Origin of the sequence: Shewanella sp. HN-41 (assembly GCF_000217915.1) — a bacterium.
In the GTDB taxonomy this organism is placed as follows: Bacteria; Pseudomonadota; Gammaproteobacteria; order Enterobacterales; family Shewanellaceae; genus Shewanella.
In genome coordinates this window covers 23,005-48,401 of sequence record NZ_AFOZ01000019.1, presented here as the reverse complement: position 1 = coordinate 48,401, position 25,397 = coordinate 23,005, and the positions used below count along the sequence as shown (strand labels likewise).

The 25,397-nt window shown below is 43.5% G+C and carries 23 protein-coding genes and 1 other RNA gene; 7 read left to right on the top strand and 17 right to left on the bottom strand.

The window, feature by feature from the left end; translation table 11 throughout:
- Nucleotides 1-21: 21 nt before the first annotated feature.
- The 4 genes from SOHN41_RS07430 to SOHN41_RS07415 form a co-directional block, all read right to left on the bottom strand.
- Nucleotides 22-252, bottom strand: coding sequence for an RNA-binding S4 domain-containing protein (locus tag SOHN41_RS07430; RefSeq protein ID WP_007647252.1), 231 nt, complete (start codon nucleotides 250-252; stop codon nucleotides 22-24).
- A gap of 69 nt (nucleotides 253-321) precedes the next feature.
- A complete protein-coding gene (locus SOHN41_RS07425; RefSeq protein WP_007647247.1) occupies nucleotides 322-858 on the bottom strand; it encodes a GNAT family N-acetyltransferase in 537 nt (178 codons plus the stop codon).
- A gap of 69 nt (nucleotides 859-927) precedes the next feature.
- Nucleotides 928-1,206 (bottom strand): peptidylprolyl isomerase, encoded by a 279-nt coding sequence (locus SOHN41_RS07420; RefSeq protein ID WP_007647245.1) that lies wholly within the window; start codon nucleotides 1,204-1,206, stop codon nucleotides 928-930.
- Nucleotides 1,207-1,376: 170 nt separating this feature from the next.
- Entirely contained in the window at nucleotides 1,377-3,206 is a 1,830-nt protein-coding gene (locus SOHN41_RS07415; RefSeq protein WP_007647242.1) for a DUF885 domain-containing protein, read from the bottom strand.
- Between the two features lie 79 nt (nucleotides 3,207-3,285).
- Here SOHN41_RS07415 and SOHN41_RS07410 point away from each other — a divergent pair, with 79 nt between their 5' ends.
- Nucleotides 3,286-3,795: a diguanylate cyclase domain-containing protein gene (locus tag SOHN41_RS07410; RefSeq protein ID WP_007647236.1), complete on the top strand. Its 510-nt coding sequence runs from the start codon at nucleotides 3,286-3,288 to the stop codon at nucleotides 3,793-3,795.
- 50 nt (nucleotides 3,796-3,845) lie between these two features.
- On the opposite strand, the gene SOHN41_RS07405 is transcribed toward SOHN41_RS07410, so the two are convergent.
- From SOHN41_RS07405 to SOHN41_RS07360, 10 genes are all read right to left on the bottom strand, one after another.
- On the bottom strand, nucleotides 3,846-5,090 hold the full coding sequence (locus tag SOHN41_RS07405) for a tetratricopeptide repeat protein (RefSeq protein ID WP_007647234.1): 1,245 nt from the start codon (nucleotides 5,088-5,090) through the stop codon (nucleotides 3,846-3,848).
- Between the two features lie 2 nt (nucleotides 5,091-5,092).
- Nucleotides 5,093-5,713 carry an energy transducer TonB gene (locus SOHN41_RS07400; protein ID WP_007647232.1) on the bottom strand — a complete coding sequence of 207 codons (621 nt, stop codon included), beginning with the start codon at nucleotides 5,711-5,713 and terminating at the stop codon, nucleotides 5,093-5,095.
- A 1-nt stretch (nucleotide 5,714) separates the two neighbouring features.
- Nucleotides 5,715-6,119, bottom strand: a complete 405-nt coding sequence (locus SOHN41_RS07395) for an ExbD/TolR family protein (RefSeq protein WP_011623215.1) — start codon at nucleotides 6,117-6,119, stop codon at nucleotides 5,715-5,717.
- A gap of 13 nt (nucleotides 6,120-6,132) precedes the next feature.
- Nucleotides 6,133-6,660: a MotA/TolQ/ExbB proton channel family protein gene (locus SOHN41_RS07390; RefSeq protein ID WP_083820757.1), complete on the bottom strand. Its 528-nt coding sequence runs from the start codon at nucleotides 6,658-6,660 to the stop codon at nucleotides 6,133-6,135.
- Nucleotides 6,660-8,015 (bottom strand): MotA/TolQ/ExbB proton channel family protein, encoded by a 1,356-nt coding sequence (locus tag SOHN41_RS07385; RefSeq protein ID WP_007647227.1) that lies wholly within the window; start codon nucleotides 8,013-8,015, stop codon nucleotides 6,660-6,662. The genes SOHN41_RS07390 and SOHN41_RS07385 overlap by 1 nt, the downstream gene beginning before the upstream one ends.
- Entirely contained in the window at nucleotides 8,015-8,797 is a 783-nt protein-coding gene (locus SOHN41_RS07380) for a DUF3450 domain-containing protein (protein ID WP_007647225.1), read from the bottom strand. The genes SOHN41_RS07385 and SOHN41_RS07380 overlap by 1 nt, the downstream gene beginning before the upstream one ends.
- Before the next feature lie 320 nt (nucleotides 8,798-9,117).
- Nucleotides 9,118-10,071: a class I SAM-dependent methyltransferase gene (locus tag SOHN41_RS07375; protein ID WP_007647220.1), complete on the bottom strand. Its 954-nt coding sequence runs from the start codon at nucleotides 10,069-10,071 to the stop codon at nucleotides 9,118-9,120.
- An 84-nt stretch (nucleotides 10,072-10,155) separates the two neighbouring features.
- Nucleotides 10,156-12,765: a TonB-dependent receptor gene (locus SOHN41_RS07370; RefSeq protein WP_007647218.1), complete on the bottom strand. Its 2,610-nt coding sequence runs from the start codon at nucleotides 12,763-12,765 to the stop codon at nucleotides 10,156-10,158.
- Nucleotides 12,766-13,451: 686 nt separating this feature from the next.
- Entirely contained in the window at nucleotides 13,452-14,660 is a 1,209-nt protein-coding gene (locus SOHN41_RS07365; RefSeq protein ID WP_007647216.1) for a porin, read from the bottom strand.
- Nucleotides 14,661-14,881: 221 nt separating this feature from the next.
- Nucleotides 14,882-17,296, bottom strand: a complete 2,415-nt coding sequence (locus tag SOHN41_RS07360) for a DNA polymerase II (protein ID WP_007647212.1) — start codon at nucleotides 17,294-17,296, stop codon at nucleotides 14,882-14,884.
- Between the two features lie 98 nt (nucleotides 17,297-17,394).
- On the opposite strand from SOHN41_RS07360, the gene dinG reads away from it, so the two are divergent.
- The 6 genes from dinG to SOHN41_RS07330 are packed head-to-tail and all read left to right on the top strand — an operon-like array spanning nucleotide 17,395 to nucleotide 22,867.
- Entirely contained in the window at nucleotides 17,395-19,467 is a 2,073-nt protein-coding gene (dinG, locus tag SOHN41_RS07355) for an ATP-dependent DNA helicase DinG (protein ID WP_007647209.1), read from the top strand.
- A gap of 9 nt (nucleotides 19,468-19,476) precedes the next feature.
- The gene (locus SOHN41_RS07350; RefSeq protein WP_007647206.1) at nucleotides 19,477-20,250 is read left to right on the top strand and encodes a sulfite exporter TauE/SafE family protein; all 774 of its coding nucleotides are present in this window, start codon (nucleotides 19,477-19,479) and stop codon (nucleotides 20,248-20,250) included.
- Nucleotides 20,247-20,909, top strand: a complete 663-nt coding sequence (locus tag SOHN41_RS07345; protein ID WP_037458436.1) for a primosomal replication protein — start codon at nucleotides 20,247-20,249, stop codon at nucleotides 20,907-20,909. Before SOHN41_RS07350 ends, SOHN41_RS07345 begins: the two co-directional genes overlap by 4 nt.
- A gap of 9 nt (nucleotides 20,910-20,918) precedes the next feature.
- Nucleotides 20,919-21,611, top strand: coding sequence for a DUF2057 domain-containing protein (locus SOHN41_RS07340; protein ID WP_007647200.1), 693 nt, complete (start codon nucleotides 20,919-20,921; stop codon nucleotides 21,609-21,611).
- A gap of 29 nt (nucleotides 21,612-21,640) precedes the next feature.
- Entirely contained in the window at nucleotides 21,641-22,549 is a 909-nt protein-coding gene (locus SOHN41_RS07335) for a histone deacetylase (RefSeq protein WP_007647198.1), read from the top strand.
- A gap of 33 nt (nucleotides 22,550-22,582) precedes the next feature.
- Complete coding sequence (locus SOHN41_RS07330; RefSeq protein WP_007647196.1) at nucleotides 22,583-22,867, top strand: late competence development ComFB family protein; 285 nt, start codon at nucleotides 22,583-22,585, stop codon at nucleotides 22,865-22,867.
- 102 nt (nucleotides 22,868-22,969) lie between these two features.
- On the opposite strand, the gene ffs is transcribed toward SOHN41_RS07330, so the two are convergent.
- From ffs to megL, 3 genes are all read right to left on the bottom strand, one after another.
- Nucleotides 22,970-23,067: signal recognition particle sRNA small type (gene ffs, locus SOHN41_RS19820), an RNA gene on the bottom strand.
- Between the two features lie 222 nt (nucleotides 23,068-23,289).
- Nucleotides 23,290-23,655 carry a ComEA family DNA-binding protein gene (locus SOHN41_RS07325; RefSeq protein WP_007647193.1) on the bottom strand — a complete coding sequence of 122 codons (366 nt, stop codon included), beginning with the start codon at nucleotides 23,653-23,655 and terminating at the stop codon, nucleotides 23,290-23,292.
- A 233-nt stretch (nucleotides 23,656-23,888) separates the two neighbouring features.
- Nucleotides 23,889-25,082: a methionine gamma-lyase gene (gene megL / locus SOHN41_RS07320; RefSeq protein ID WP_007647191.1), complete on the bottom strand. Its 1,194-nt coding sequence runs from the start codon at nucleotides 25,080-25,082 to the stop codon at nucleotides 23,889-23,891.
- Nucleotides 25,083-25,397 lie beyond the last annotated feature (315 nt).

Sequence of the window (25,397 nt, the reverse complement as noted above, 5' to 3'; positions counted from 1 at the left end):
TCTTTCTCCACTGGATCAGGCTTATTCAGCCGCAATGATTTGAACAGATTCACCGTTAAAACTGACGATATCACCCGCTACGATCTTTTTACGCTTACGCGTTTCCACTTCACCATTGACTGTGACTAGGCCTTCGTCGATAAAATGCTTGGCTTCACCACCCGCATTTGTCATGCCCTGCACTTTTAATACTTTGTACAACTCAATGAAATCATCACCGGAATGCAAAGCTAACTGATTAATTTGCGTCACTTAAACACGCCTCTAAAAATAAACCTGCGGCATTATAGCAGCATGTCCTCTGCGATGCAGAAATTTCAATTATCTTTGCCTTTCAGCGGTCAGTAAACCATAGGCGCAATCGTCAAACCATTGCTCACCTATCTTAAATTCCTGCCTGAGTACTCCTTCAAGCTTGAAACCACATTTCTCAAGCACACGTGCCGAAGCATTATTATCTTGGGTACAATGGGCAACAAATTTATGCACGTTAAAACTCAAGCTGGCCCAGTCAATCACAGCCTGCAGACTTTCAGTCGCATACCCTTTCCCATGTACTTCTTTAGCGAGCAAATAGCCCACTTCTGCACGTTGCGCCTCCATACTTTGGCAATAAAGCCCCGTCAGCCCAACAAAGATGCCAGTATCAAGCGTCTCAATGGCTAAGGTGAGCCATTCACCAGAGCCGTAAAACCAAGTATCTGAACGCTGTTGGAATTTAGCGCGGATCACCTCTTCTGATTCGGGGATGCGGACATATTGATTAATTTGTGGATCGCTATGCAGCATATAAAAATGCTCCCAATCACTCTCTTGTAAGCTTCTGAGTTTTAATCTATCTGTATAGAGTTCTAACATAGCGACTCCGTGGTAAGGACCTATAAAAAAACGGCAGCATAAGCCGCCGTTTTATCTGCAGCTCAACAATTAGCCGCGACTGGTCACTTCAAGCAAATGATAACCAAATTGAGTTTTCACTGGACCTTGGACTTCATTTAATGGCGCACTGAATACCACTTCATCAAACTCACGTACCATCATACCTGGGCCAAATGAGCCGAGTTCACCACCTTGAGCCCCCGATGGACAAGAAGAATGTGAACGGGCAAGGTGAGCAAAATCCGCACCGTCTAAAATTTGCTGCTTGAGCGCTTGGCACTGCTCTTCGCTGCTGACTAACAAATGTCTTGCTGTTGCCTGTACCATAATAAAACTCCGTTGAAGATCATGAGACATTTGCCCCAAATATCACGTAGTTCCCGTCATATGACTCAAAACGGGATACGAATGTTCAGTATAAAAACATTCTGTTTAATTAAAAAGAACTAAAAAGACCGTCACTCACTTTCAGCATAAATAACAGTAGTGTGAGCAGCTTATGCTTGGTTCAGCGCTATCCAGCGGTCAATTTTCTGCTCCATAACGGCCATGGGTAATGAGCCTGAGGTTAAGATCTGATCGTGGAATGCCTTTAAATCAAACTTATCACCCAAAGCCTTTTCGGCGCGGGCACGCAGTGCCAGAATTTTCAACTGCCCCACTTTATAAGACAAGGCTTGACCTGGGATTGCCATATAACGTTCAACTTCGGCCACAATATCAGATTCGGCCATGGGCGAGTTGTCCTTCATATATTGAATCGCCTGTTCACGGCTCCACCCTTTAGCATGCAGTCCAGTATCCACAACTAAGCGCATTGCCCGCAGCATTTCATCGGAGAGCTTACCAAAATACTGATAAGGATCGCTAAACAAGCCCATCTCGATACCAAGGTATTCCGCATAAAGTGCCCAACCTTCTTCAAAGGCGGTATAACCACTGAAGCGCTGGAACTCAGGCACACCTGTTAGCTCTTGCTTAATCGCAATTTGGAAATGATGCCCCGGCGCAGCCTCGTGCAAAGATAGCGTCGTCATGCCCCATTTAGGTTGCGCTTTTAAATTATAGGTATTGATATAAAACACCCCTGGACGACTACCATCGACCGCAGGAGATTCATAGGATGCACCGGCCGCCGATTGCTCCCTAAAGCTTTCTACGGGTTTAACCACATAATCGGCCTTAGGCATGACATTAAAATACTGTGGCAATACTTGGTTAATTTTATCTTTAAGCACCATATAGCCATCGATTAAACCTTGACGGTCTGTATAGAAGTACTGTAGCTCGGAAGATAACGAGGCAAAAAACGCTTTTAAATCCCCCTTGAAACCCACTTGTTCACGCACTTTATCCATTTCAGAAAGGATCCGTGCCACTTCGCTTAAACCAATTTGATGGATTTCATCCACTGGCATCGCAGTCGTAGTATGTGAATTTGCGAGGTGTTGATACCAAGCTTTTCCATTCGGTAAACCTGACCAGCCATCAGTCGCACGGGCCTTAGGTAAATAGATTTGTTTGAAATAATCCCTAAGCCCAGTTAATGCGGGCACAAGACGCTCACTAATCATTACTTGGTAGGCCGCACTTAACGTGGATTTATCCTGCTCAGAAAAGCTTTCAGGAAAATGCTGTATTGGCGAGTAGAAAATACTTTGGGTTGCGTCCGTTGTTAGCATGGCGTCGAGCTGCGGAATAATGCGTTCCACTAGCACTCTTGGTAGTACGACTTTGCTCTCAATCCCCTCATTCATGCGGTTTTGCGCCAGTTGGATCCATTTGATGAACCCCTCGACCCTTTGTTCCCAATTACGATAATCTTGAACAGTATTAAAAGGTTGTGCACTTTCACCGCTGCCAAGTTGCACCATAGTAATCACTGTGCTGTAGAACTGGCTAATCGGCATAAAGCGTGATGGGTATGTTTCATCCACAAGCGCCATATCACGATCGTAGACAAATAGTGCATAGCTTAATTGCAAATCAGCGGGCAATTGTGCAACATCAATCGCCTTTACTTGAGCTAAGTAGCGAGTATTCAGCTCGTGACGCGCCTTAAGATACTCTTCGGTCAAATCACCACCAAATTGGGCGTTATAGTCGTTAACACCAACAAAAGTCGCGTAAATAGGTTCGAGTCTTAGATAATCTTTAAAATAGGCATCGACAAGGGCAACATAACGCTGCTCAGCCGTCTGCTCATTATCCAGTGGGGTAGTGATATTCACTGAACTAGTTTGTTCAGCTAGGGCCACCTCAGGTTTTGAACAACCTTGCACCGTCAACAGTAACGCTATTGTTCCCGCCAATAAACTCAACTTCATTTTTATATTTCTCCTTTTGGATCCGTGATAGCGGAACAGTTCCTATACTTAATAAAAAGTCTGCTAACGGAGTTAATCTATGATCTACTCATTTCGCAACTCGGGTTTTAGGGATCCAGAAACAGGGGTCTACAATCAAACTTATTTCATGGAAGTGTTTAACCGAGAATGGCATCGTCATATGAGAGAACACCAAAGCTTGGCACTATTGTATCTGTGCCCCCACATTCATGAAACAGTCAAACAACCCCATTTACTCGAATTCTTCACTAAACAAGTACAAGAAGCCTTACTGAGAGCAACGGATATGATTGCTAGGCTAGATCATAACCATTTTGCCTTAGGTTTGTTTAATATTGATGAAGAAGGTACTGAGGTCGTACTGGAGAGAATTGAGCAACATATACATGCGTTTAATCAAGATTTTGGTAAAAATCACAAGTTAAAAATCGACTATAAACTCGCAGCTTGTATATGCTTACCAACACAAGAGCAGAGAATTGAAACCCTATTTACAAACGTATCGAAATTATCCTTGGAGTTAGAGAAGAATCTGCAGCAGTCCCAAGCGTTGATAAGGCTACAATAAAAAAGCCCCTATTTAGGGGCTTTTCGAACGCTGTTAATACAGGCTATAGGTTACAGTGTGACGTTATGCATACGTGCTTTCTCTTTAATATAAGAGATATAGCTGTTTGCACTCTTCTCAGTCTTCTTATCTTTGGCAGCTAACACTGCACGATTATAAGCAGACTTGTACTGTTTCAAACTTAAATGAGCCAAAGCCAACTCAAAGTTTGCCTCACCTGGATGTTCAATACCGAGCGAAATTGCCTTTTCAAGCACAGGGATCGCTGCTGTATATTGTTCATTTAAGTTCAGTAAGCGGCCTTGTTTCAGATAAAGCTTGCCATCATTGCTAATAGCTGCAGCTTTACCATAAAACTCAGCGGCTTCTTTAAACTCTTTCGCGTTTTGGTAGAAACCCGCTAAAATTTCAAGCGTTTTTGCATCTTCAGCGATCAAACCTGACTTCATGTGTTTCTGATAGATTTTAGCGGCTTTGTATGGTGCACCTTTTTGCGCCATCAGCTGTGCTAAACGAGTAATGTTACCCGCACTCTCAAGGAAACCATTTCTGTAAGCTAAATCGTAGGTTGCAAGAGACTTATCATAGTCTTCTACCATCAGATAAAACTGTGCTAACTGAACCCATAATCTGCCATCATCCGGGAATAAAGGCACCATGACTTCTAACACACCAACGGCCTTTTTATACTTCTTCTGATTGAAGTAAGACGTTAGCTTCATCTGATACAAACCTTTATCAGGAGTTTCAGCAAGAGAAAGACCCTTATCGGCCACTTCAATCACTTTATCCCACTGCTTCAGCTCTGAGTATGCAATACCGATACGGCGATACATTTGAGAGTCAGCCTTACAAGTGAAGTCCATCCACTTATAGTAATAAGGAATAGCTTCCTTAAACTTCTTCTCTTGTAGCAGCAAATCAGCATAAAGACGCATAGTCGCTGCATGATCGGTTCCACCTAAAATATCCGCCTCAACGGCTTGTTTCAGGTATTTGATCGCGGTATCCATCTTGCCTTTTTCGGCATAAAAGTTACCTAGCATACGTGCTACATAGGCTTTATCGAAATCGTTCTTAGCGTTTGCTTCTAGCAAAATAGCAATGGCTTCATCGAGTTGGCCATTAGTATAAGCTTCGAAAGACTTCTGAACTTTCTTCGCAGCGCCCTCACCTACAGCTTTAGATTGGCGTTTATCAATTTCACACTTTTCAGCTGCTACGGCAGATGAAACAGAAAAACCGCCACAAAGAGAAAGCAATAATAAAGCTGCGATTTTATTAGCATTACGCATCGTTAGTTGCCTCCTTTATCTAAGGTGAAGTCAAGTTGCACTGTCATACCGGGTTGTTTCAGTGGCTTGCCGTCAACAATCTTTGGCTTATATTTCCACTTTTTCAGTGCGCGAATCGCTTCTTTATCGAATAAACGCTTAGGCTCGGCTTGGATAACTTCAACATCATCAACGCCCCCTAATTCATTAATCGTAAAGCGCAATTGCACCCAACCTTCTTTACCATCACGAGCTGCGGCTATTGGGTATTGAGGCTCAATACGAACGATAGGTGTCGCATCACCGTCGCGAGTCATCATATTACCCAATTTGAAACCAGTACTCGGACCACCCGCTTCAACGCCCCCCATATTGAACGACATAGACGTATCAATATTAGACGATGTGTCCGGTGGCGTAGCATCAGGTTTCTGAGGCTGTTCTGGTGGTGGTGGCGGTTTAGGCACTACCCTTGGCTTATTCTGTGCTTTTGAATCCTGTCTATCCATAGTGATTTCAATTACAGGGGTCTCGGACGATGTATCTGCGCGTTGCGCACCTCCACCGACCAAGAACGCCATAAAAGCGAACAGACCAAAAGTCACAGCAGCACCAATAATGATTGATACTAGTGCTCTTAGCATATTAATCGTTCCCCGCAGATACCGAAATCTTATCTATACCAGCCGCTTTGACTTGGTCTAGTACTTTAACTACTAAGCCGTGTTGCGTATCTTTGTCTGCCTGAATAAGCACAGCTGCTTCTGGGGCTTCAGCTAGCATACGCTCAACGTTTGCAGTTACACGTTCGATATCAACCTGACGGTTTTCCATCATGATCACGCCAGTTTTGCTGACGCCGATAAAGATGTTAGCCGAAGGCTTTGAAGTCGCTTGTGAAGCTTTTGGTTTGTTATAGTCCAAACCAGATGGTTTCACGAATGACGTTGTTACAATGAAGAAGATCAACATAATGAACACGATGTCGAGCATCGGGGTCATGTCAATTTGCGCTTCCTCATCTACACTGGAATGCTTTTTACGTGCCATGTTCAATCTCTCTCTAGTGGTGCGGCATGCTGTCTTTTAGCTTTTCTAAACTGATTTTCATTTTTGCATCAAGGCGAGTACTGAAAAATACTCCCGATAATGCAGCAACCATTCCCGCCATTGTGGGCATTGTTGCCATTGAAATACCAGCCGCCATCAAACGAGCATTACTCGTCCCCTGAACTGCCATCACATCGAACACTGAAATCATACCGGTTACGGTACCTAACAAACCGATCATAGGACAAATCGCTACTAAGGTTTTAATAATCAGCATACGTGCATTCAAATCTTGTTTAGCTTGGGACAGCCAAGCTTCACGGATACGGTGTGCGTACCAAGAGGTTGTTTCCTCTCTTGCATCCCATGCAGTTATGATTGCTTGATGTTGCTTTGGAGATACCCAATTTAGATACCAGTAGCGTTCAAGCATTAATACCCACATTAAGAACAGTACGGCCGCAACTAACCAGAGGACGTCGCCTCCGGAGGCCATGAAGCCCCTGACGGAATCCCAAATGTCCATCAGGTATAGCATCATTAGTCAGCCCTCTTCTCAGCATGCGCGGCGATGATACCAGCACTTTGCTCTTCCAGAACTTGTACAATTGACTTGCTACGAGCAACAACAACTGCATGCATTAGCATCAGAGGCAGTGCAGCAACCAGACCTTGAACCGTCGTGATCAGCGCCATGGAAATACCGCCAGCCATCAGTTTTGGATCGCCAGTACCGAACAATTGGATACTTTGGAAGGTTGCAATCATACCCGTTACAGTACCTAACAGACCCATCATAGGTGCGATAGCTGCCAGAACTTTGATGATTGAAATGCGAGACTCTAACGCTGGAGTTTCTTTTAGAATCGCTTCGTCAAGTTTCAGTTCTAATGTTTCTACATCAACGTCTTTATTCTCTTGATACACTTTCAGGATACGGCCTAATGCGTTGTTACCTGGATTATCAATATTCTTACGTTGGCTATTAACACGAGCACCGATGATGGTCATAGTGACTAGACGTTCAATAGAGATCAACAGACCTAATACTAACAGAGCAATAATGATGTAACCGATAGTACCACCGGCTTCTAGACGGTCTTCAAAGCTCGCTTTGTTAGTGAAGATGTTTAACAATACGCCACGTGCAGGGTCAATATAGAATGGTGCTGCACCTGAAGTTGTTTGCTCCCACTTACCAACAGCGCTAACTTGATAGCCTTCTGGTTGTTGTGATAACTCTTGAATTAGACCTAACTCAGGGTTGAAAACAACATATTTACCATCAGCAGTTAAGTTGTAAGCACCAATACGGTGAATAGTCGTTGTCTTAACACTACCATCGATACCAGTGACGGAACCTTCGAATTTAACAACTTTGCCAGATTGCGCCATTTCAAATAGCTGCTCTTGCCAGAATTGTTCTAACTCTTCAATTTTAGGCAATTGCTTACGCGCACCTAAATCAGCAACAAACTTATCGCGATTTGGATACTGGGCACTGATGTTTGAACTAGACAGTTTACCAGCGAAATCACCGGCTTCACCTTTAACCACACCAAACATTTCACCCAAGTCACCTTGAGCAGTTTTCAGATCTTCTTCTAACTGAGCAATCTTACGCTCGTTATCTAAGAACGCTTGGTTCAGATCTTTACCACGTTGTTTTTCAGCAGCTAGAGCGTCTTTCTCGCGTTTTAACAGTGCAGCTTTATCACCACGTTCTGCTTGGAATTCTTGCTCACGCTTGCTATTAACTTTGCCTTCAGCAGCACGATCAACTTTAACTTGCTGCAATAGTTGGTCAATGGTCTTAGGTGCATCAGCAGCACTTACCATACCAGCAGTTAAAGAGAAACTTGCAGCTAATACAGCTGTAGTAATTAACTTCTTCATTATTGTGCAGTCTCCGCAGCAGGAATTGGTAACGCGAATAGATCTAGAGCGCCTTGTTTACGGGCAATGCGGATACCTTTTGTCAGTTCACGCAGGTAGCTGTCATCTAACTTGTCCCAAGCTTGAGTTTGAGAGTTATACATCCAGCCAGTCTTTTGATCTAGACTCTGTGCATAAAGCGCAACGCGACCTAGGTTGAAGAAGTCAACTAATACTTCTTTACCATCTAGGTTTAATTTGCCTTGGTTTACTGCAACAGCACTACCATATTCACGCTCGATGCTATATGCATCAAGGATCAAGCGGTATTTTTCAGCTAGAGTTACTTCAGCAGTGTTTAAAAGATTCTTTAACTCTTTAACACGGTTTGCACGTACTTCAGAGTTAAATGGTAAGTCTAATTGAACGAATTGCTCTAAAGACTCAACCATTTTAAACATTAAAGGCACGACGCCCTGACGTAATTTATCAACGCCATTAATATCGTCTTGAACAGAGTCCATTGTCTTTTGTTGATCAGCAACTAAGCTAGCAACATAATCGTTATACGACTTCAGTGACTCGCGTTCATCGGCAACAGAGCCATACTCAAAAAGCATGTCTTGTGCTTGATCGAAATACTTATCAACATTCTTTTGCGACGCAGCGGCATCAGCGTGGATCAAACTATCCGCTTTTTGCACGTCGGTAAGAGGATCTGCAACTACTAAGTTGCTGCTCGCTAATGCCAGCACGCCAACAAGTGCAGTAGCGATTTTTGTTCTATTGCTTACCTTGGACATAGTTCCCAACCAATTTGAAGTGAATAAAAAGGTTTAACTTACCAGCAACATACCCCTTAGCAACAACTGCTTCAGGCCATAAATACTGTAAGTTCGTCTTTCTCTTGTGATTCTTAGTTTTTTCTTCCCTTTCCTATGCCTTTACAGGCATAGACCCGCTGGCATCATTTCACAAAATGTTGACCTGTGTCAACAATTGACGTGAATGAAAAGTCACAGAAATGGGTGTTTCGAGACGAACCAAGCGCTGAGGGTTACTATATGTACATTTTGAGTATTAATCTGGCTTTCCAAGTCATGTATAAAGCACTAATTAACAGTTAATTAACTTGTTTATCGAACACTAAGTGCCAAGCGATTATTTGATTATCATCTGTTTTTAGTGTTGAAATTGAAGAGAGCTTTACTCCTACACTACTCAGTAGTGTTAGCATGTCTGCAAGTTTAGGAACATCTAATGCTGCGTTAATTAGCTCCGCAAGTCTCAATCCTAGATCATTGATCTGCTGCTGAACAAATTTAAGGTAATTCTTTTTATCTTTTACCGACCAAAACATACCCTTTTTAAAGAACGTCATTACATAATTCAAAATCTCAGCGTCTTGTAATGCTGACTGATCAATCGCAACAAGTTCACCTATTAGATGATTGATTTTCATACGCAACCTTTCGCAAACAGTATCTTCTTGCAATCGTTGCAAATCTGACTTATTCAAAATATCTCCCATGGCTTCGACTAGTGAAAACAAGTTATCAATAAGCTCACCAACTAAGCTATTTTGAACAATCGCTAATATACGCTTGTTACGAACGATAATCACTGAATCTGAATGGTGACATACAAGTGAAATACGCCCGCCATTTTTTAGAATATTAGAGATTTGTATTAATGATTCAGTCAAATTTGAATACTCAATACCAAACTGAGATGTCACTAAATCTACTTGTTCTTCAAATGGAATTGACTCGCAGTTTACACCGCCAATCAAATCAATCTCTATCTGATAGTTTTTTTCAATAGTAGCGGTCTGTATTTCAGCATAATCAATACCTCTAACCCGCCCATTTATATTAGACGGTCCTAAATACTCTCCAATTAGCAACGGTATTGCCCCATTACCTGTCGCAACATCTAGAACTTCAAAACCAGGTTTTAGCCCATCCAAAATAGGCAACCAGACATTCCGTAATATCCCTGCATAATTTCCATTAAAATCAGCTCCAAAAGAAGTTAAATGTCCTTGTTTCCAATATTCACTCCAATGTTGCTTCATGCTCCCCCCAATTTAGTTACTATTGATTAATAAAGAAAAAGGCCAGCGTATTTGCTGGCCTTATATAAATTCTAATATCTAGAATTAGAACTTCAAAGTATAACTAGCGCGATACTCACGGCCATAGTTGTTATACAAGTCAGGGTTAGTATAAGCACCAGAAGAGTCTAAGACAGGATCTTCATCGGTTAAGTTATTAACACCGAGTAAAACTGAACCATAGTTACCGAAATCATAGCTGTAGCTGATGTTATGAATTAACCATGAATCCAAACTACCAGACTCTTTATCTTCATATGTAGAATCAGTGTAGTTCATGTTCCATGATAGAGAATTGTTACCAATTTTATAAACTGTAGTAAATACAGACTTATAATCAGGTTGACCATTCCATCCAGCGGTATCAATTGCTGCAGAACCGCCTTCGACTTCCTCTATATAACTCAGGATAAAGCTGTTAGTCCAGCTTAAAGAGAAATCACCAAAGCTAGTCTCTAAGTTACCGTTTAATGTAACATCTATACCTTCGATTTCTAATTTATCACCGTTACCATAACCTGTACCAATTTCATACGCTTGGCCTAGAGCGCCACCGGTACCTGGTGCACGTAATACATAGAAAGTATCGTTTGCCGTCAAAGAACCAGAAGCAATACCTTCCATAACGTTAGTAATGCTACGCTGGCTAATTACATCATCGATATTTAGATCGAAGTAATCCACCTTAACACTAAAGTTATCAACAACATCCCAAGCCACACCTAAATTGATATAATCAGATGTTTCAGGACCTAAGTCTTTGTTTGCAGTAATAAATGTATCATACTGCGTTTCCAAACAAGCAGTTTCGCTAATGCCATTTGATTCGCAATATGGATAATCGGTACCACTTTCTGCACTGAATGTTGTCGCAGCATACAGTTGGTCTAAGGCTGGAGCACGGAAAGCCTCAGAATATGATGCACGGACAACTAAGTTCTCAAGCGCTTGCCAACGAATAGCTGCTTTTGGCGCAACGTTATTACCAAAATCACTATAATCGTCATAACGAGCAGCAAGGTTTAACTCAATAGTATCAGTAATTGGTAATACTGCTTCATAGAATGCAGCCCAAACTTGACGATCACCACCAGCAGAGTTACCAGCACTACCACCGACTAAACCAGCTTCGGATTGTGCATCATAAACAGAAGAATAATCTTGTTCGAAATATTCCATACCAAAGTAATGAGCAACTGCACCACCTGGCAATTCAAATGCATCGAAACCTATACCAGCGTTCCATTGTTGGAATGTGGCACTGTCCTGCGTTAGTGTTGTCGCCTTCATGTTATTAACACCGGCTTCAGAACCGAGATCAATACCATTGGCTTCATTGTATGCTAAGCCAGAATAGCTGAGATAATACTCACCAATAGATTTATTATCTGCAATATTGTGGTGGTAATAGACTTCCCAAGTTGCATCATTTAACGCGCTAATGGTGCCACGTAAACCAGTCAAATAATCTTGGTTATAATCGTCAACGTTTCCATCACGAGTACCAATATCTACCCAGCGGAAATACCCTGTCGCACCATCTTCACCAAATGGGTTGTGTGGGTTATCAGCCGACATATTCGACCAAGGTGCTGCTGGAGGAGCATAACGGCCAAATGAGTTATTTTGAGTAAACATAACACGGCCGAACCATTCTAAATCTTCGGCAAGTTCATAGTTAGCATCAACATAAACTGTATTGCGGTCTACAGAAGCTTTGTTATAAGCAACGTTTGCATATGCGTAACCACAATAGGTATGACCAGGACCTGATACGTTGTCTGCTTTAATGGTTTGGAATACATCTGAACCATATTTTGCTTCTAAGTCATCACAGAGTGGTGATGCTAGTTTCGTTTTTTTATCTGGGCTACGAACTGTGGCGCCATATTGGCTCCAACCAATTGTTTCCTCAAATTGAATAACACCATCACCGTTCAAGTCAGTCATGCTTGCTGCAGTGTAATCACGGTCACCGTCAGAGATACCCTTACGGTCCTGATGATCAAAGGCAAACGTGACGTTACCCTTATCCATCTGATAACCAGCAACGACAGAGAATTCTTTGCTTGTTAAGCCGCCATCACGCTCACGTGAACCACCGCCGACATTGAACTCAATGCCTTGATAGTTTTTCTTCATGATGATGTTAACTACACCCGCAATCGCATCTGAACCGTAGGTTGATGATGCACCATCCGTCAAAATTTCAATGCGTTCAACGGCCGCCATTGGAATGGCGTTCAAGTTAGCAGATGCTCCACCAAGAGTAGGAGAACCAGGGAAACGTTTGCCATCGATCAGCACTAGAGTACGTGCAGAACCAGCACCACGTAAATCGATAGTAGCTTGTGATTGTGCAGAGCTACCAGAACGCTCAGAGAATGAACCGAAGGAGTTTAAGTTACTGTTACGGAGTGCGTCCGCAACTGTAAAGTTACCTTCAACTTTCATATCTTCTGTTGTGATTGTGGTTATAGGTGAAGCTCCTTCTAGATCACTACGTTTGATGCGTGAACCAGTAACTTCAATACGCTCAACTTTTGCGCCATCTTCTTCGGCAGCAAAAGCAAAAGGTACGCTTAACGTTGCGGCAGTAACACCACTAATCAACGCAAAACGTACTGACTTAGCCAATAAGCTATTCTTATGCATTGTCTATCTCCCTGGATATTTGTTATTTATTATTTTTTACTCTGAGCAACCTTTAGGCACCAAATGCGCCACAAAGCCACGTATAGGCGACACAATAAAAACACATGGGAAACATAAAATCAACAAATACAACCACAGAATTACAATAGTAATGCATAACCAAATATAAAAAACACAAAAATTATTTTAAAATCAGTATATTACATAGATTTGAAATCACACAGAGTAAGAAGTACGCTTAGGTGTGAAGATAAAGTCACTAAGATTTATGCCCTTGATCTAACAAAAATTAGTCTCCTACTCTCAAAAAATTATGCTCATTGAGGACTGCGTCTAAATGTAAATTTCGGCATACTAGGACTATAAGACAATTCGATAACAGTTCACCTTTTAAACAGCCACTCTTCTTTTCCTCCCTTAAAACAATTATGAGCCATACTTAAGTACCTATTGACGCAAAGCCAGAGGAGCGTAAGTAGACTTATCTCAAGTTTAAAGAAAACAATATCTCGGAACCTGCACATCTTGGATTGCAAAACTTAAAGGTGATAAAGCTGTTAGCTAATGCGATTAACATTATAGCGTCCCTAACTGAGGTGCTACCCCAAAAACAAAAATGCCAGTCATTGCTGACTGGCATTGGGCAATAAAAATAATAGTTTACGCTGTTTAGCTTACTTTACATCTTACAAAGTGTAGCGAATACCGATTGCGATACCATCATCTTCTGAAAGCGACATTCTGGTTTCTTGCTCTTTATTCGCACTCGTGAAATCACTGAAGTCTTTACGCGCTTCGACATAAAGAACCGTGTTCGGATCCCAGACAAAATGCAACCCAGCAACCACAAATTGACGTTTGAAGACATCATTAGGATCGGCGTTAAAGTTAGGTTGAATCACATAATCCTTACCCGCATCCAACAGGTTGTAAGACACAAATGGACGTAGGCCATTGTCAAACTTGTAAGATACTAATGTTTCAATACCATAAGCATCTTTAATTAATCGACCAATATTATCGGTATCGTGATTTTCTTGCTTGTTTACGTTAGCAGCAGCATAGAAACCGTTATTGTCAAAATTCCCCCAAGTAATACCCACGCCATAGATCAAGTCGACTGCGGTCTTTTGAGCACCGTTACCGTAATCAATATCAAATTCACCACGGTTAATACCTGCCATTAGACTCAACATATCCGTTGCTTGGTAGGTAATAGCCCCACCATAGGTATAGTTGTAAGTCACTTGCTGTGCATCAGCTTCACCTTGGTTCCAACGAGCCTCACAAGCTTCTTCGGTAATATCTTCAATATCACAGGTATAAAAACTACTGTTTTTCAGTTGGGCTTGAACCGCAAAGCTCACATCACCAAATGCATTGCGATATTGAACCAGTTTATCACCACGGCCTACACCGTTAACCGCACCATCATCTTTGTTAAATGTGTAAACACCAGCGGCGTTACCATCCCATACAAAACCATAGTTAGTGTTATATACCACATCGTACCAAGCACCCCATTGCTTACCAATGCTAATAGTTCCGTATTTGTCATTGGATATACCAGCATAACCGAGGCGGTTGTAAAAGAACTCATCTTGAACAGATTCAAAACGATTGTTGTAAACGATGTCACTGCTACCAACGGGGTTAACACCCCATTCTAATTTGGCAAATGCATTCCAGCCGTGGGTAAGTTCACGGCTAAAACCAAAATTAATGCGAGAAGCACCATTAACAACTTCAGTTTCCCCTTGCGTATTGATTACGCGCACATCAATAAATCCACCGATTTCAACGGCATTTTTATCGTCTTTATAGATCTCAATTGCCGAGACTGTTGGAGCGAGGAATATTGCTGCTAACGCAGTTGCTACTAACGTTTTGTTCATTTGGTGCTTAACCTTTTTCGTTTATGTTCTATCAACGTCATTCCGTTGTTATATTTCCTTACAATTTCCCCCTGAGAGTAGCAAACTTTCAACGAGCTCTCAAAGCGAAACCTAAAGAATATGTCGACTAACATCACAAAAATAAACCAGTTAACCTCTATAATACAGGTTAAAACGCTATAACAACCAGTATAATCAACAGGTGAAAAACAATAGAAACACTATATTAACATTAGTTGTTTCGATGCAATATCCATGTAGTTTAGTTTCATTATTGAAAACACAGGCTCGGCGATAGGACCAATTTGCTTATCAATGTAATATTGATAGTCAATTACAGACGTTCTGTACAGTACAGGTTCCGGACCATTGACTGTGATCACATAATCAATCTGCGCACCTCTCTTGCCAAATGAAACCTTTCCTGTTAGGTCGCATAGTTGTTTCGCCACTTTGACATGTGGAGATGCTTTCGCGGTATATTCCTCCAAATTACGCCGCATCCGTTTACTAAATATTAACTCATCATCACGCCTTCCGGCTAAGAGTTCATCAATAACCGATGTGAGATAACCACTAATATCCCGTTGATTAAACATGCGATCATACAATTCAGCCTGAACGTTTCGCGCAAGAGGACTCCAATCACTTCGTACTTGTTCCATTCCCTTAAAGGTGATCTCAAGCTCATCTTGGCCATTTCGCCAAGCGCCAACATAGCGTTTCTTACTGCCCTCTAGTGAACCTCGCAATGTCGGCATAAAAAATTGCTCATAATGCCGTTCAAATTGCAATTCAAGAAAACTCTCGACTTGGAACTCCTGTTGAATTTTAATCTGCCATTTAGCATTAATTTGTGCAGCCATGGTCTTACCTAACTGAGCAACATCCATAAGCTCAGGATCTGTACCTAACCATACAAAGGTCGAGTCGGTATCACCATAAATCACCTGATATCCCATCTCTTCAATCCAAGCCCGCGTTTGCTTCATGATTTGATGGCCGCGCATAGTGATCGAGCTTGCCAATTTGGCATCATGGAACACACATCCTTGGGAACCTAAAACGCCATAAAGCGAATTCATAATAATTTTAATCGCTTGGGATAAAGGCGCATTTGATTCGCGCTTGGCTTTTTCACGCTGCTCAGAAAGATTTTGGATGAGTTTAGGTAAAATAGGCTGTTGGCGGCTAAATCGTCCCCCAAGAAACCCAAGGACACACTCTGACTCGGGCAACTGTAACCCTTCGATCAATCCTTTAGGATCAATCAGGAAAGTGCGAATTATCGAGGGATATAAGCTTTTAAAATCAAAAACTAAAATATGCTGATATAAGCCAGGAACAGAGTCCATCACATAACCGCCAGGACTCTCTATCCCCTGACTCGCTGGCGTATCTGGCGCAACATAGCCCGCTCTATGTAAATGGGGTAAGTACAAATGATTAAATGCAGCGACCGAAGCACCGACGCGGCCAAGCTCTAAACCCGTCAGTTCAGCCCTTGCAAGGGCAAAATCCCATAACTGTGTATGGTGAAAAATATCCCAAACGAGGCGGCTATCGGTTAGATTATAGTGTGCTAGCCCTCGCTTATCACTGGCAAAAAGGGCATCAATTTCTTGCACACGGTTATCGACGTTATGAATCGCTTTACCTTCACCTAAAAGCGCTTGGGCGACAAATTCAAGAGAAAATCGCTCAAAATGATAAAAGGCCGCCTTAAGCCAATCTATGCCATCGAGCACCACGCGGCCCGGTAAACTTAAGGTTTCTGGGCGGAATTTATTGTCAACCTTCCATTCGAGTAAAGTACCACCGCGTCCAATTCGAAGTGGAATGCGGTGCAATTGTGCCCGGCGAAATAACAAGGCTAAGTCAAAAGTCACCACCGACCAACCTATGATGAAATCCGGATCATAAGCTGCAAACCAAGCAATTAAGTGATGAATAAGCTCGGGCTCATCCTTTACCCATTCGATATAACTAGGCGCGTTCGACTCAGGCTCCCCCACCATAATCACTTTTTCGTAGACTTGATCATTATCATCTCTGCCATACAAAGCCACAGAATAGAGTAGGCCTTCGAAACTGCACTCAAAATCCAGCGATACAGTGCGTAAGTGGATCGATGTTTGCGGCACAATGCTCCTAGCCCGCTGGGCAACAAACACAGGAATAGTGCCAGAAACCGACGCATGACTATCATCAGATGGGCGATAATGCCCTAAAAAGGCCACATCAAGAGCTACAAAACGCTCAATTAAAAATCGTTGTTCGGGACGAATATCGGCCTCAAATAAGGGAATGTCGGCGTCCTTCGCAATCCGCTGTAGTGTCCGCATAGTGCTACTTGATTTTGCATAAATCCCCGCAACGGCCGCACCTTTGAAGCTTTTAAGGGCTAACGGGACAAATCGTAGGGCTTGGCCCGGCGTCTGCAACTGCAATGCAGCCACATCCATTTGATGGCAAAAACATAGATATTCAGCATCTTGCACTTCTACCAGCACAGGGCCTTGCTCGGTTGCCAAGTAATATTGCAACACTAAATACCCATGACGTTGGCTCGCATGGCGGGTTAAGACTCGACCTTGTACACTCATTAGTGCCATAGTCTCAGGCGTCATCTGCATAGGTTTCCAATTTAAATGCCGTTAAATGGCAGAAAAGTTTCTTAGGCTATGCAATCACTGTTATTATGTACAGCATTAATTCGATAAAGTAGTGACGCATGTTACCTGACAATGTAAAAACCCAGATCCGCGCCATCTATAAAGATATCGCCAGCGCCTTGCCTAATTTTAGGCCGCGCCGCGAACAAAATTATATGGTGGCCGAAATTTCTAAGACCCTCGCCGGTGATTACGACAAAGACAGGCGTATTATTGTGGTCGAAGCTGGCACTGGCATTGGTAAATCATTGTCTTACATTTTGGGCACTATTCCGCTCGCCCTCGCAAGCAAGAAAAAGGTCTGTATAGCCACCGCAACAGTCGCACTACAGGAGCAGTTACTGCACAAAGATCTTCCCTTCTTTCTTGCACAGTCAGGGTTAAATTTTCGCTTTGGTCTAGTAAAAGGTCGCCAGCGGTATGTTTGCCTTTCGAAATTAGCCATGTTGATTGGTGATGATAACAGTACCCAAATGGCTATGTGGCAAACTAAGCCCGATAATAGCCAGATTGCCATGTTGCATGAATTGCTAAAGGACTATACCGAAGGACGCTGGAATGGCGAACTCGATACTTTGGCCTCCCCCATCCCCGATCACCTTTGGCAGCAAATAGCCTGCGATAAACACAGCTGTCATCGGCAAGTGGCGAGTCACAGAAATTGCCCCTTCCACAAGGCTCGTGAAGACGTGGATACATGGGATGTGCTGATCGCTAACCACAGTTTGCTGTTTGCCGATTTAGAATTAGGTGGTGGTGTGATCCTGCCCGATCCCGAAGAGGTCTTTTATGTTATCGATGAGGCCCACCATCTGCCCATTGTGGCGCGGGACTTTTCCAGCGCACAGGCGACCCTGAGGGGCGCAGCCGACTGGCTTGAAAAGGTCGGCAAGACCAGCGCCAAATTACAAAATCAGATAAAAAGCAATAATATCATCGCCCCCGCACAGGCAATGCAGGACCATATTGGCGATCTTATCGCCCAGCTTAATCAAGTCGCCCACTATTGCGATACCCAAACCAAACAATTTGCCAATCCAGAAAGCCGCTATCGCTTTGAACATGGTAAGCTGCCGGAGCCCCTTAGGATCCCAGCCGAAAACTTAGCCACCACAGCCAATCTTGCCCTTAAGCAATTTAACAAGATGCAATTGTTGCTCACAGAAGCCATTAAAGACGGTGATATCCCCAAACATCAGTCCGAAGCATTGCAAGCCGAAATGGGGTTTATGTTACAGCGCCTCGAGAATCTGCAAAAGCTATGGCGCATGATGGCCAAGGAAGACACCCATAAAGGTGCGCCAATGGCACGCTGGATTGAACTTATCACAGGTAAGCAAGTGGATTACCTGTTCAGTGCTTCCCCCATCGAAGTCGGCTTTATGCTCGAATCTATGCTGTGGCAAAAAGCTGCAGGAGTCGTGTTATGCAGTGCTACCCTACGAGCCCTCAATAACTTTGATCACTTCGCCCATCAGATCGGTTTATCCCTCAATGATGGTAGTCGTTATTTAGCGCTGCAATCTCCCTTCGATTACCCCAATAATGCCACACTCTATTTACCCAAGATGAAAACTGAGCCTACGGATGATGCCTATACCGAAGAGTTAGCCGAGCAAATCATTGAATTGATTGAGGGGGAAATGGCAACTTTAGTGCTGTTTGCATCTTACTGGCAAATGGAAAAAGTGGTTGAATTACTTGAAGGTAAACTGACAACTGAACTGCTTATCCAAGGCAATGCCCCAAGGCAGCAATTGCTCGAAAATCATAAAGCAAAGTGTGATAAAGGTGAACCCAGCATTTTGTTTGGTACAGGCAGTTTTTCGGAAGGACTCGACTTACCAGGGGATTATCTGACTAATCTGATTGTCACTAAGCTACCCTTTGCAGTCCCCACCTCACCCGTTGAACAAGCCCATGCTGAATATGTCAAAGTCAAAGGTGGCAACCCCTTCTTACAACTGACAATTCCAGATGCCTCGCGCAAGCTCATCCAAAGTTGTGGTAGATTACTGCGTAAAGAACAGGATTATGGTCGCGTAACTATTCTAGATAGGCGCTTAGTGACTAAACGCTACGGTAAATCCCTGTTAGATGCCTTACCTCCCTTTAGACGTGTCATAGAGTAGGATTTAAATTTGGAGTTGTTACTCGAGCCCAGCAACTGGGCCCTGTTGGCAGTCATAGGTCTTATCGCAGGTTTTATCGATGCCGTCGTTGGCGGCGGTGGTCTATTGTCAATTCCGGCACTTTTAACGCTTGGCATTGCCCCACACACTGTCCTTGGCACGAATAAACTCGCAGCAAGTTTTGGCTCATCCATGGCAGCATGGACCTACTACCGCCAACATCTCTTTAAACCCGCATTCTGGTACATAGCTTTTATTGCCACTTTTGTAGGTGCCGCCCTTGGTAGCCTATTAGTTTATTTGCTCGACACGCAGTGGCTCGAAAAAATCTTGCCCCTACTCATTATCGGTATAGCTGTCTATAGCTTAGTGAGCCCAAATGCGATATCCGATACCGATTGCCAAGCATTGATTCAGCCCCCACCGAGACAAAAGCAAGGACTACAAGGGCTGATCCTAGGCGCCTATGATGGCTTTGCAGGCCCAGGGATTGGCGCATTTTGGACTGTCAGCGCAGGGACTCTCTATAAATTACCCCTGCTTCACAGCTGCGGCCTTGCCCGAGCGATGACATTCACTAGTAACCTCACCTCCTTAGGGATTTTTGCTTGGCTAGGGCAAGTACAATGGCAAATAGGGCTTTGGATGGGCTTGTGCATGATGTTAGGCTCGTTTATCGGCGCCCGCTGTGCGATTAAATTGGGCTTCCCCTTTATTCGGCCTTTGTTTGTACTAATTGTACTAGCGATTGCGGCAAATTTAGTTTGGAGTGCATGGTTTTGAATACAAAGCAGCTACTCAGCATCCTGAAAAATCAACTAAAAGCTCTCGAGCAGGAAGTCATTCAACACGATAACCACCTCGCACCACAGCAACGAAAACTGTTGCAGGATACCGAACGTTTTAACCAATCGTTATTTATTCAGCATGGCGCCCAGCTAATGCCCTGCATCGAACAGATCCGAAGTAGCATCAGTCAGTTGGAAAAACAAATTAACCTCAAACTCGCACCTCACACTATCACGTTAAGTTGTGAACGCATTCAAGATAGATTCACAGCCGTAAAGCGGGCACTATTGACCACATCCATTGATTTAAAATCAAAAAACCAGCAACGCGCCAGTAGCCGCGCACGGTTTGCTAAGCGCCAAGCCCTATCCCATCAAGAAAGCGGATTTGGCTGGATTGCCAGCAATGTGCTACAAAATAGCCATGAAATTTACGAGGAATTGAACAAGCACCTAAACTGGGCGAAAAAATTTGAACAAAAAATTGCAGAAATGGAATCAAAACTTGAAAACTGTCATAGTGCTGACAAAATCAGTTTGCAAAATGACATCCTTTTGATGCATCGTCGTCTAGGGAAATGCAGACAAGCTATCAGTTACATAGAAGATCGCATTCAAGCATTCGAACGTCCGCATCAGAGCCATAATCGTTAAGGAACAATAATGAAATCACTTTTGCCAATCAGTAGTCTGCTCGTGTTACTCGGCTCTGCCTCAGCCTTTGCTGCAGATCTGAATATTCCCATGTCCTTCGAATACCTTGCCCTCGATGGCAAAAAAGTCGAGTCCAGCGTATTCAATCACAAGAGCAGTTTAGAATTGGCGCCCGGCACCCACAAAATCGCCATTCGTTACCATGAAATGGTCGAAGATGACTTTAGTGATAGCCAAACCTTTGTAAAGTCAGCCCCTTTTATCGTGACCTTAGAAGTCGATGGTGATCATCAATATTATCTACGCGCCGCCGAAGGTAAAGTGGTAAAAAAACCTAAGTCCTATGCACAAAACCCACAGGTAGTGTTAACCCGCAGTGACAAAGGCCAAGTCAACTATCAAGTTGCCAATACCGATATTGAAGAAGAAAGTTTTGTTTCTCGCCTATTCAGTGGTAACCAAGCAGTTGATGTATCAGGTACGGCTGCAGCAGCCACTGGAGCAGCGGGCGCCACAGCCGTCGTGGTAGCCGCTGCGCCAACATCTACCCAAGCCGCGGTGAATGCGACTTCATTAACGAAGCCGGTCGATGCATCTAAGGCTGCGGGAGCGAATCCCCAGCAAATGTTGCAGTATTGGTGGCTGCAAGCCGATGAGAAAACACGTAAAGAATTTATGAGCTGGGCGATTTCTCAGCTATAACACCTTGCTATAACGAGGTTTAGTCGATATTGACTATGATCCCATTGGTTTATCACGCCAGCTATTCCAAGCTGGCGCTTCCCTCTCACCACAAATTTCCCACCACAAAATACGCAAATCTTCGACAATACTTATTCGATAATCAGCTTGCCACACCTGCGCAGTTTCATGCACCTATCGCTATGACGGCACAGGATGTTATGCAAGTGCATCAAAAAGAGTACGTCGAGCAGTTTATCACTGGGACTTTGCCAACGATGGCGCTCAGGCGAATTGGGTTTCCTTGGAGTGAGGCCTTAGTCGAGCGCACCTTGCATTCTGTGGCTGGCACGACACTCACAGCCTCATTGGCCATTGAACATGGTATTAGCCTGCATTTAACGGGGGGTTATCACCATGCTCACTATGACTTTGGTAGTGGCTACTGTATTTTCAATGACTTAATCATCGCAGCCCAAAAAGTTATTGCAGCAAAACAACTCCATAGTGTGCTCATTTTTGACTGTGATGTACATCAAGGTGACGGTAGCGCCACCCTGAGCCATAGGCATAATGGGATCATCAGTTGCTCAATCCATTGCAAAGAAAACTTTCCTAGCCGTAAACAAAGCTCCCACTATGATATTGAGCTTTCAAAGGGCGTCGATGATAAAGCCTATATCGAAACCGTTGAGCAAACGCTTGCCCTGCTCATTCGGATCCACCAGCCGGATCTTATCCTCTATGATGCAGGGGTCGATATTCATCAGAATGACGATCTCGGTTTGCTTAATATCAGCCAAGAAGGGCTGTTCAGACGGGATTTAACTGTATTATCAATCGCAAAATCGGCAAATATTCCAATTGCAGCAGTGATAGGCGGCGGTTATAGCAGAGACGCACTACAATTAAGCCAAAGACACAGCCAACTTTTTATTGCGGCAAACCATTTGTGGTAGCAAACTCAATAAAAACCATCATGGAGCACAGCGATGCAACTCGAAATCCGTAATTATTACGAAGTTCTCTTAATGGAAATGTTATCAGATGAAGGACTTATGGACGAACTGCCAGAGGATTATTTAGCCGATCTCTGTTGTGTAACACTCAACCAACTGCCCGTACGTTATATACGCCACCTCGTCGACACTTACTTTTTTGAAGACTACAACGAGTTGCAGGAGCTGAAGCGGGAAATTCAAGCCGCATTAGAAAAATCCCGTGCCTTCCTCAAACAGAATCTACAAAAAAGGTTACAAGAAGAAACTGAATATTAATTTTTTGCCAACGGCAGCTGTTATCAGAATAATGATAACGTGAAGCTAAATAAGATTGAAATTTGGCAGAAAACTAAGATAAATAAGCAGGAATTGGAGGTTCCCCTAGAGCCGACACCCCGGCACACGAGTCGCTTGCTGCGGTTGCTCCCTTCCGGGCCTGGCCGAGTTCACAAGTTATCATTGCGGGGGGACCCTAGGGTCACCATAACTTCGAGTACATCATTGATGATGACTGAACGACGCGGATTATCCCCTATGGCATCTAAGGGATCAAGTGCTAATCCACCCATTTGGCAAATATCCTGCTTAAGTGGACAATCTATAGGCAAACCAAAGTATTTAAATGATAAAAGCCTACATTTGTAGGCTTTTTGTCGTTTTTACGCTCAAATAATCATTATTTGGCACTGATTAATGATTCAGATCTTCATCAAATGTCGATTCTGTTCAATCAGTTTTGCACCTATACCAGAGACATTCGCTAAATCATCAACCGCCTTAAACTTACCATTCTGAGTACGGTAATCTATAATGGCCTGAGCCTTGGCGGCGCCGATCCCCTTCAACATTTGCAACTGTTCAAAGGAGGCGGTATTGATATTAACTTGAGCGGTATCTGGCATCGCTTTTTTCGCTTCCGATGCAGCATCCTTCACATCCATCTTTGCTTGAGTCTGTACTTTTGTGGCTTCTTTGACGGGATCCGCTGCCATTGCAGGGGCTGCTACTAATGCAGTAAGTGCAATTGCACTCACAATAGCCGTTATATTGAGTTTGGTCTTCATAATAGTTCCTCTTTCCATGATATTCGGCCTTTCGTCCTACTTCCGTGGCCTCAAATCAAAAATAGACTAAGCTCTTCTGAATTACCAAATCACAACAACAAATATTACCTATCCCTAAACTTCAGGCCTATTCAACGCATGCTTAATCATAAAATAGCGCGCATGTTTGCTCATAAAAATGGGGCGCCAACTCGCGCCCTATTTTTACCGCTGTTGAATGCGCTACTTTACAATCATGCCAATCTCTCTAAGGCTTGGCTTAGGTCGGCAATAATGTCGTCACAATCTTCTAAGCCAATAGAAATCCGCAGCAGATTGTCGCTAATCCCAGCCGCCGCTCTCGCCTCTGGCGTATAGGGAGAGTGCGTCATCGATGCCGGATGTTGAATGAGGGATTCTGCGTCCCCTAAGCTCACCGCTATAGAAAATAGCTTTAGATAACCCACAAAAGCCATGGCTTGTTCCAAATTTGCCGCCAATTCAAATGCGATCACCCCACCGGCACGTTTCATCTGTTGACCAATAAATTGATGCCCTTGGTGAGAGGCAAGTCCAGGATAATACACGCGGTTAATACTGGGATGTTCGGCCAAAAACTCGGCCACGCGCTGGGCGCTATCGCAATGGCGCTGTAGACGCACGTCTAAGGTTTTAAGGCCGCGCAAGATCAGCCAAGCATCGTGGGGCGATATCACAGCACCAATATCTTTTAAGATCTCATACTTCACTTTATGGAGCTGCTCTTCACTGCCACACACTATCCCCGCAATCACATCGCCATGACCATTCAAATATTTAGTCGCACTGTGGATCACTAAATCGATACCAAAATCCAGCGGTCTCTGTAGTAATGGCGTCATAAAGGTATTATCGACAATACTGACCAGTTGATGACGTTTGGCAATATTTGCAATTGCCGCTAAATCAAACACCTGCAAATGGGGATTGACTGGGGTCTCACAGAAAATGACCTTAGTATTGGATTTAATCGCCGCTTCTGTTTCTGTTATCGATGAAAAGTCCACTAGGGACACTTCAATACCAAAGCGAGCGAACTGCGTCGTCATTAGCGCATAAGTACAACCATATACGGCATTGGATGCTACTAAATGATCGCCCATCTGCAAGTTGGCCAGTAATGCGGCGGATACTGCACCCATGCCAGATGCCGTTGCAGCAGCGGCCTCTGCCCCTTCTAAAATCGCCATTTTACGTTCAAGCTCGGCGGTTGTTGGATTCCCTAAGCGCGTGTAAATATAACCCGGCTCATTACCCGCAAATCGCTCACCACCTTGCTGCGCCGACTCAAACACAAAAGTCGCACTTTGATAAAGCGGCGTCACTAAGGCACCAAAGGCCTCACGCTCATGGCCGCCATGAATAACCTGTGTTGCCGCTTTCCACATCTTGCCTGACTCATCTTGCATACCTAACTCCTTGTGATTGGCATTGAGCGGTTCCCGTTCTTGATTGATTGTTGGTGTGGAGCGCTCAATGCCCGCATTATGGACAATTCAATAGATAAGTTAATGAAACATTAGCCCTATCGAATAAGCCCTACCATAACGCGGCCAAGCACTTAAGCCAGTAGCATGGCGAAAATAGCAGCGCGCAAAGTGTAATTAACTTGTTACATAACACTTCTAAGTCGCATTTTTTCATACTCGATACCTGTAAAAAATCATAAAAAATGCGCTAAGGAACAAGTCCATTAGCGCATCTACTTTAGGCCGTTAAAATCA

Bases quoted from the DNA above. Each gene is read 5' to 3' on its own strand.
- SOHN41_RS07425 (WP_007647247.1), bottom strand. From the start codon at position 858: ATGTTAGAACTCTATACAGATAGATTAAAACTCAGAAGCTTACAAGAG.
- SOHN41_RS07420 (WP_007647245.1), bottom strand. From the start codon at position 1,206: ATGGTACAGGCAACAGCAAGACATTTGTTAGTCAGCAGCGAAGAGCAG.
- SOHN41_RS07415 (WP_007647242.1), bottom strand. From the start codon at position 3,206: ATGAAGTTGAGTTTATTGGCGGGAACAATAGCGTTACTGTTGACGGTG.
- SOHN41_RS07410 (WP_007647236.1), top strand. From the start codon at position 3,286: ATGATCTACTCATTTCGCAACTCGGGTTTTAGGGATCCAGAAACAGGG.
- SOHN41_RS07405 (WP_007647234.1), bottom strand. From the start codon at position 5,090: ATGCGTAATGCTAATAAAATCGCAGCTTTATTATTGCTTTCTCTTTGT.
- SOHN41_RS07400 (WP_007647232.1), bottom strand. From the start codon at position 5,713: ATGCTAAGAGCACTAGTATCAATCATTATTGGTGCTGCTGTGACTTTT.
- SOHN41_RS07395 (WP_011623215.1), bottom strand. From the start codon at position 6,119: ATGGCACGTAAAAAGCATTCCAGTGTAGATGAGGAAGCGCAAATTGAC.
- SOHN41_RS07390 (WP_083820757.1), bottom strand. From the start codon at position 6,660: ATGATGCTATACCTGATGGACATTTGGGATTCCGTCAGGGGCTTCATG.
- SOHN41_RS07385 (WP_007647227.1), bottom strand. From the start codon at position 8,015: ATGAAGAAGTTAATTACTACAGCTGTATTAGCTGCAAGTTTCTCTTTA.
- SOHN41_RS07380 (WP_007647225.1), bottom strand. From the start codon at position 8,797: ATGTCCAAGGTAAGCAATAGAACAAAAATCGCTACTGCACTTGTTGGC.
- SOHN41_RS07375 (WP_007647220.1), bottom strand. From the start codon at position 10,071: ATGAAGCAACATTGGAGTGAATATTGGAAACAAGGACATTTAACTTCT.
- SOHN41_RS07370 (WP_007647218.1), bottom strand. From the start codon at position 12,765: ATGCATAAGAATAGCTTATTGGCTAAGTCAGTACGTTTTGCGTTGATT.
- SOHN41_RS07365 (WP_007647216.1), bottom strand. From the start codon at position 14,660: ATGAACAAAACGTTAGTAGCAACTGCGTTAGCAGCAATATTCCTCGCT.
- SOHN41_RS07360 (WP_007647212.1), bottom strand. From the start codon at position 17,296: ATGCAGATGACGCCTGAGACTATGGCACTAATGAGTGTACAAGGTCGA.
- dinG (WP_007647209.1), top strand. From the start codon at position 17,395: ATGTTACCTGACAATGTAAAAACCCAGATCCGCGCCATCTATAAAGAT.
- SOHN41_RS07340 (WP_007647200.1), top strand. From the start codon at position 20,919: ATGAAATCACTTTTGCCAATCAGTAGTCTGCTCGTGTTACTCGGCTCT.
- SOHN41_RS07330 (WP_007647196.1), top strand. From the start codon at position 22,583: ATGCAACTCGAAATCCGTAATTATTACGAAGTTCTCTTAATGGAAATG.
- SOHN41_RS07325 (WP_007647193.1), bottom strand. From the start codon at position 23,655: ATGAAGACCAAACTCAATATAACGGCTATTGTGAGTGCAATTGCACTT.
- megL (WP_007647191.1), bottom strand. From the start codon at position 25,082: ATGCAAGATGAGTCAGGCAAGATGTGGAAAGCGGCAACACAGGTTATT.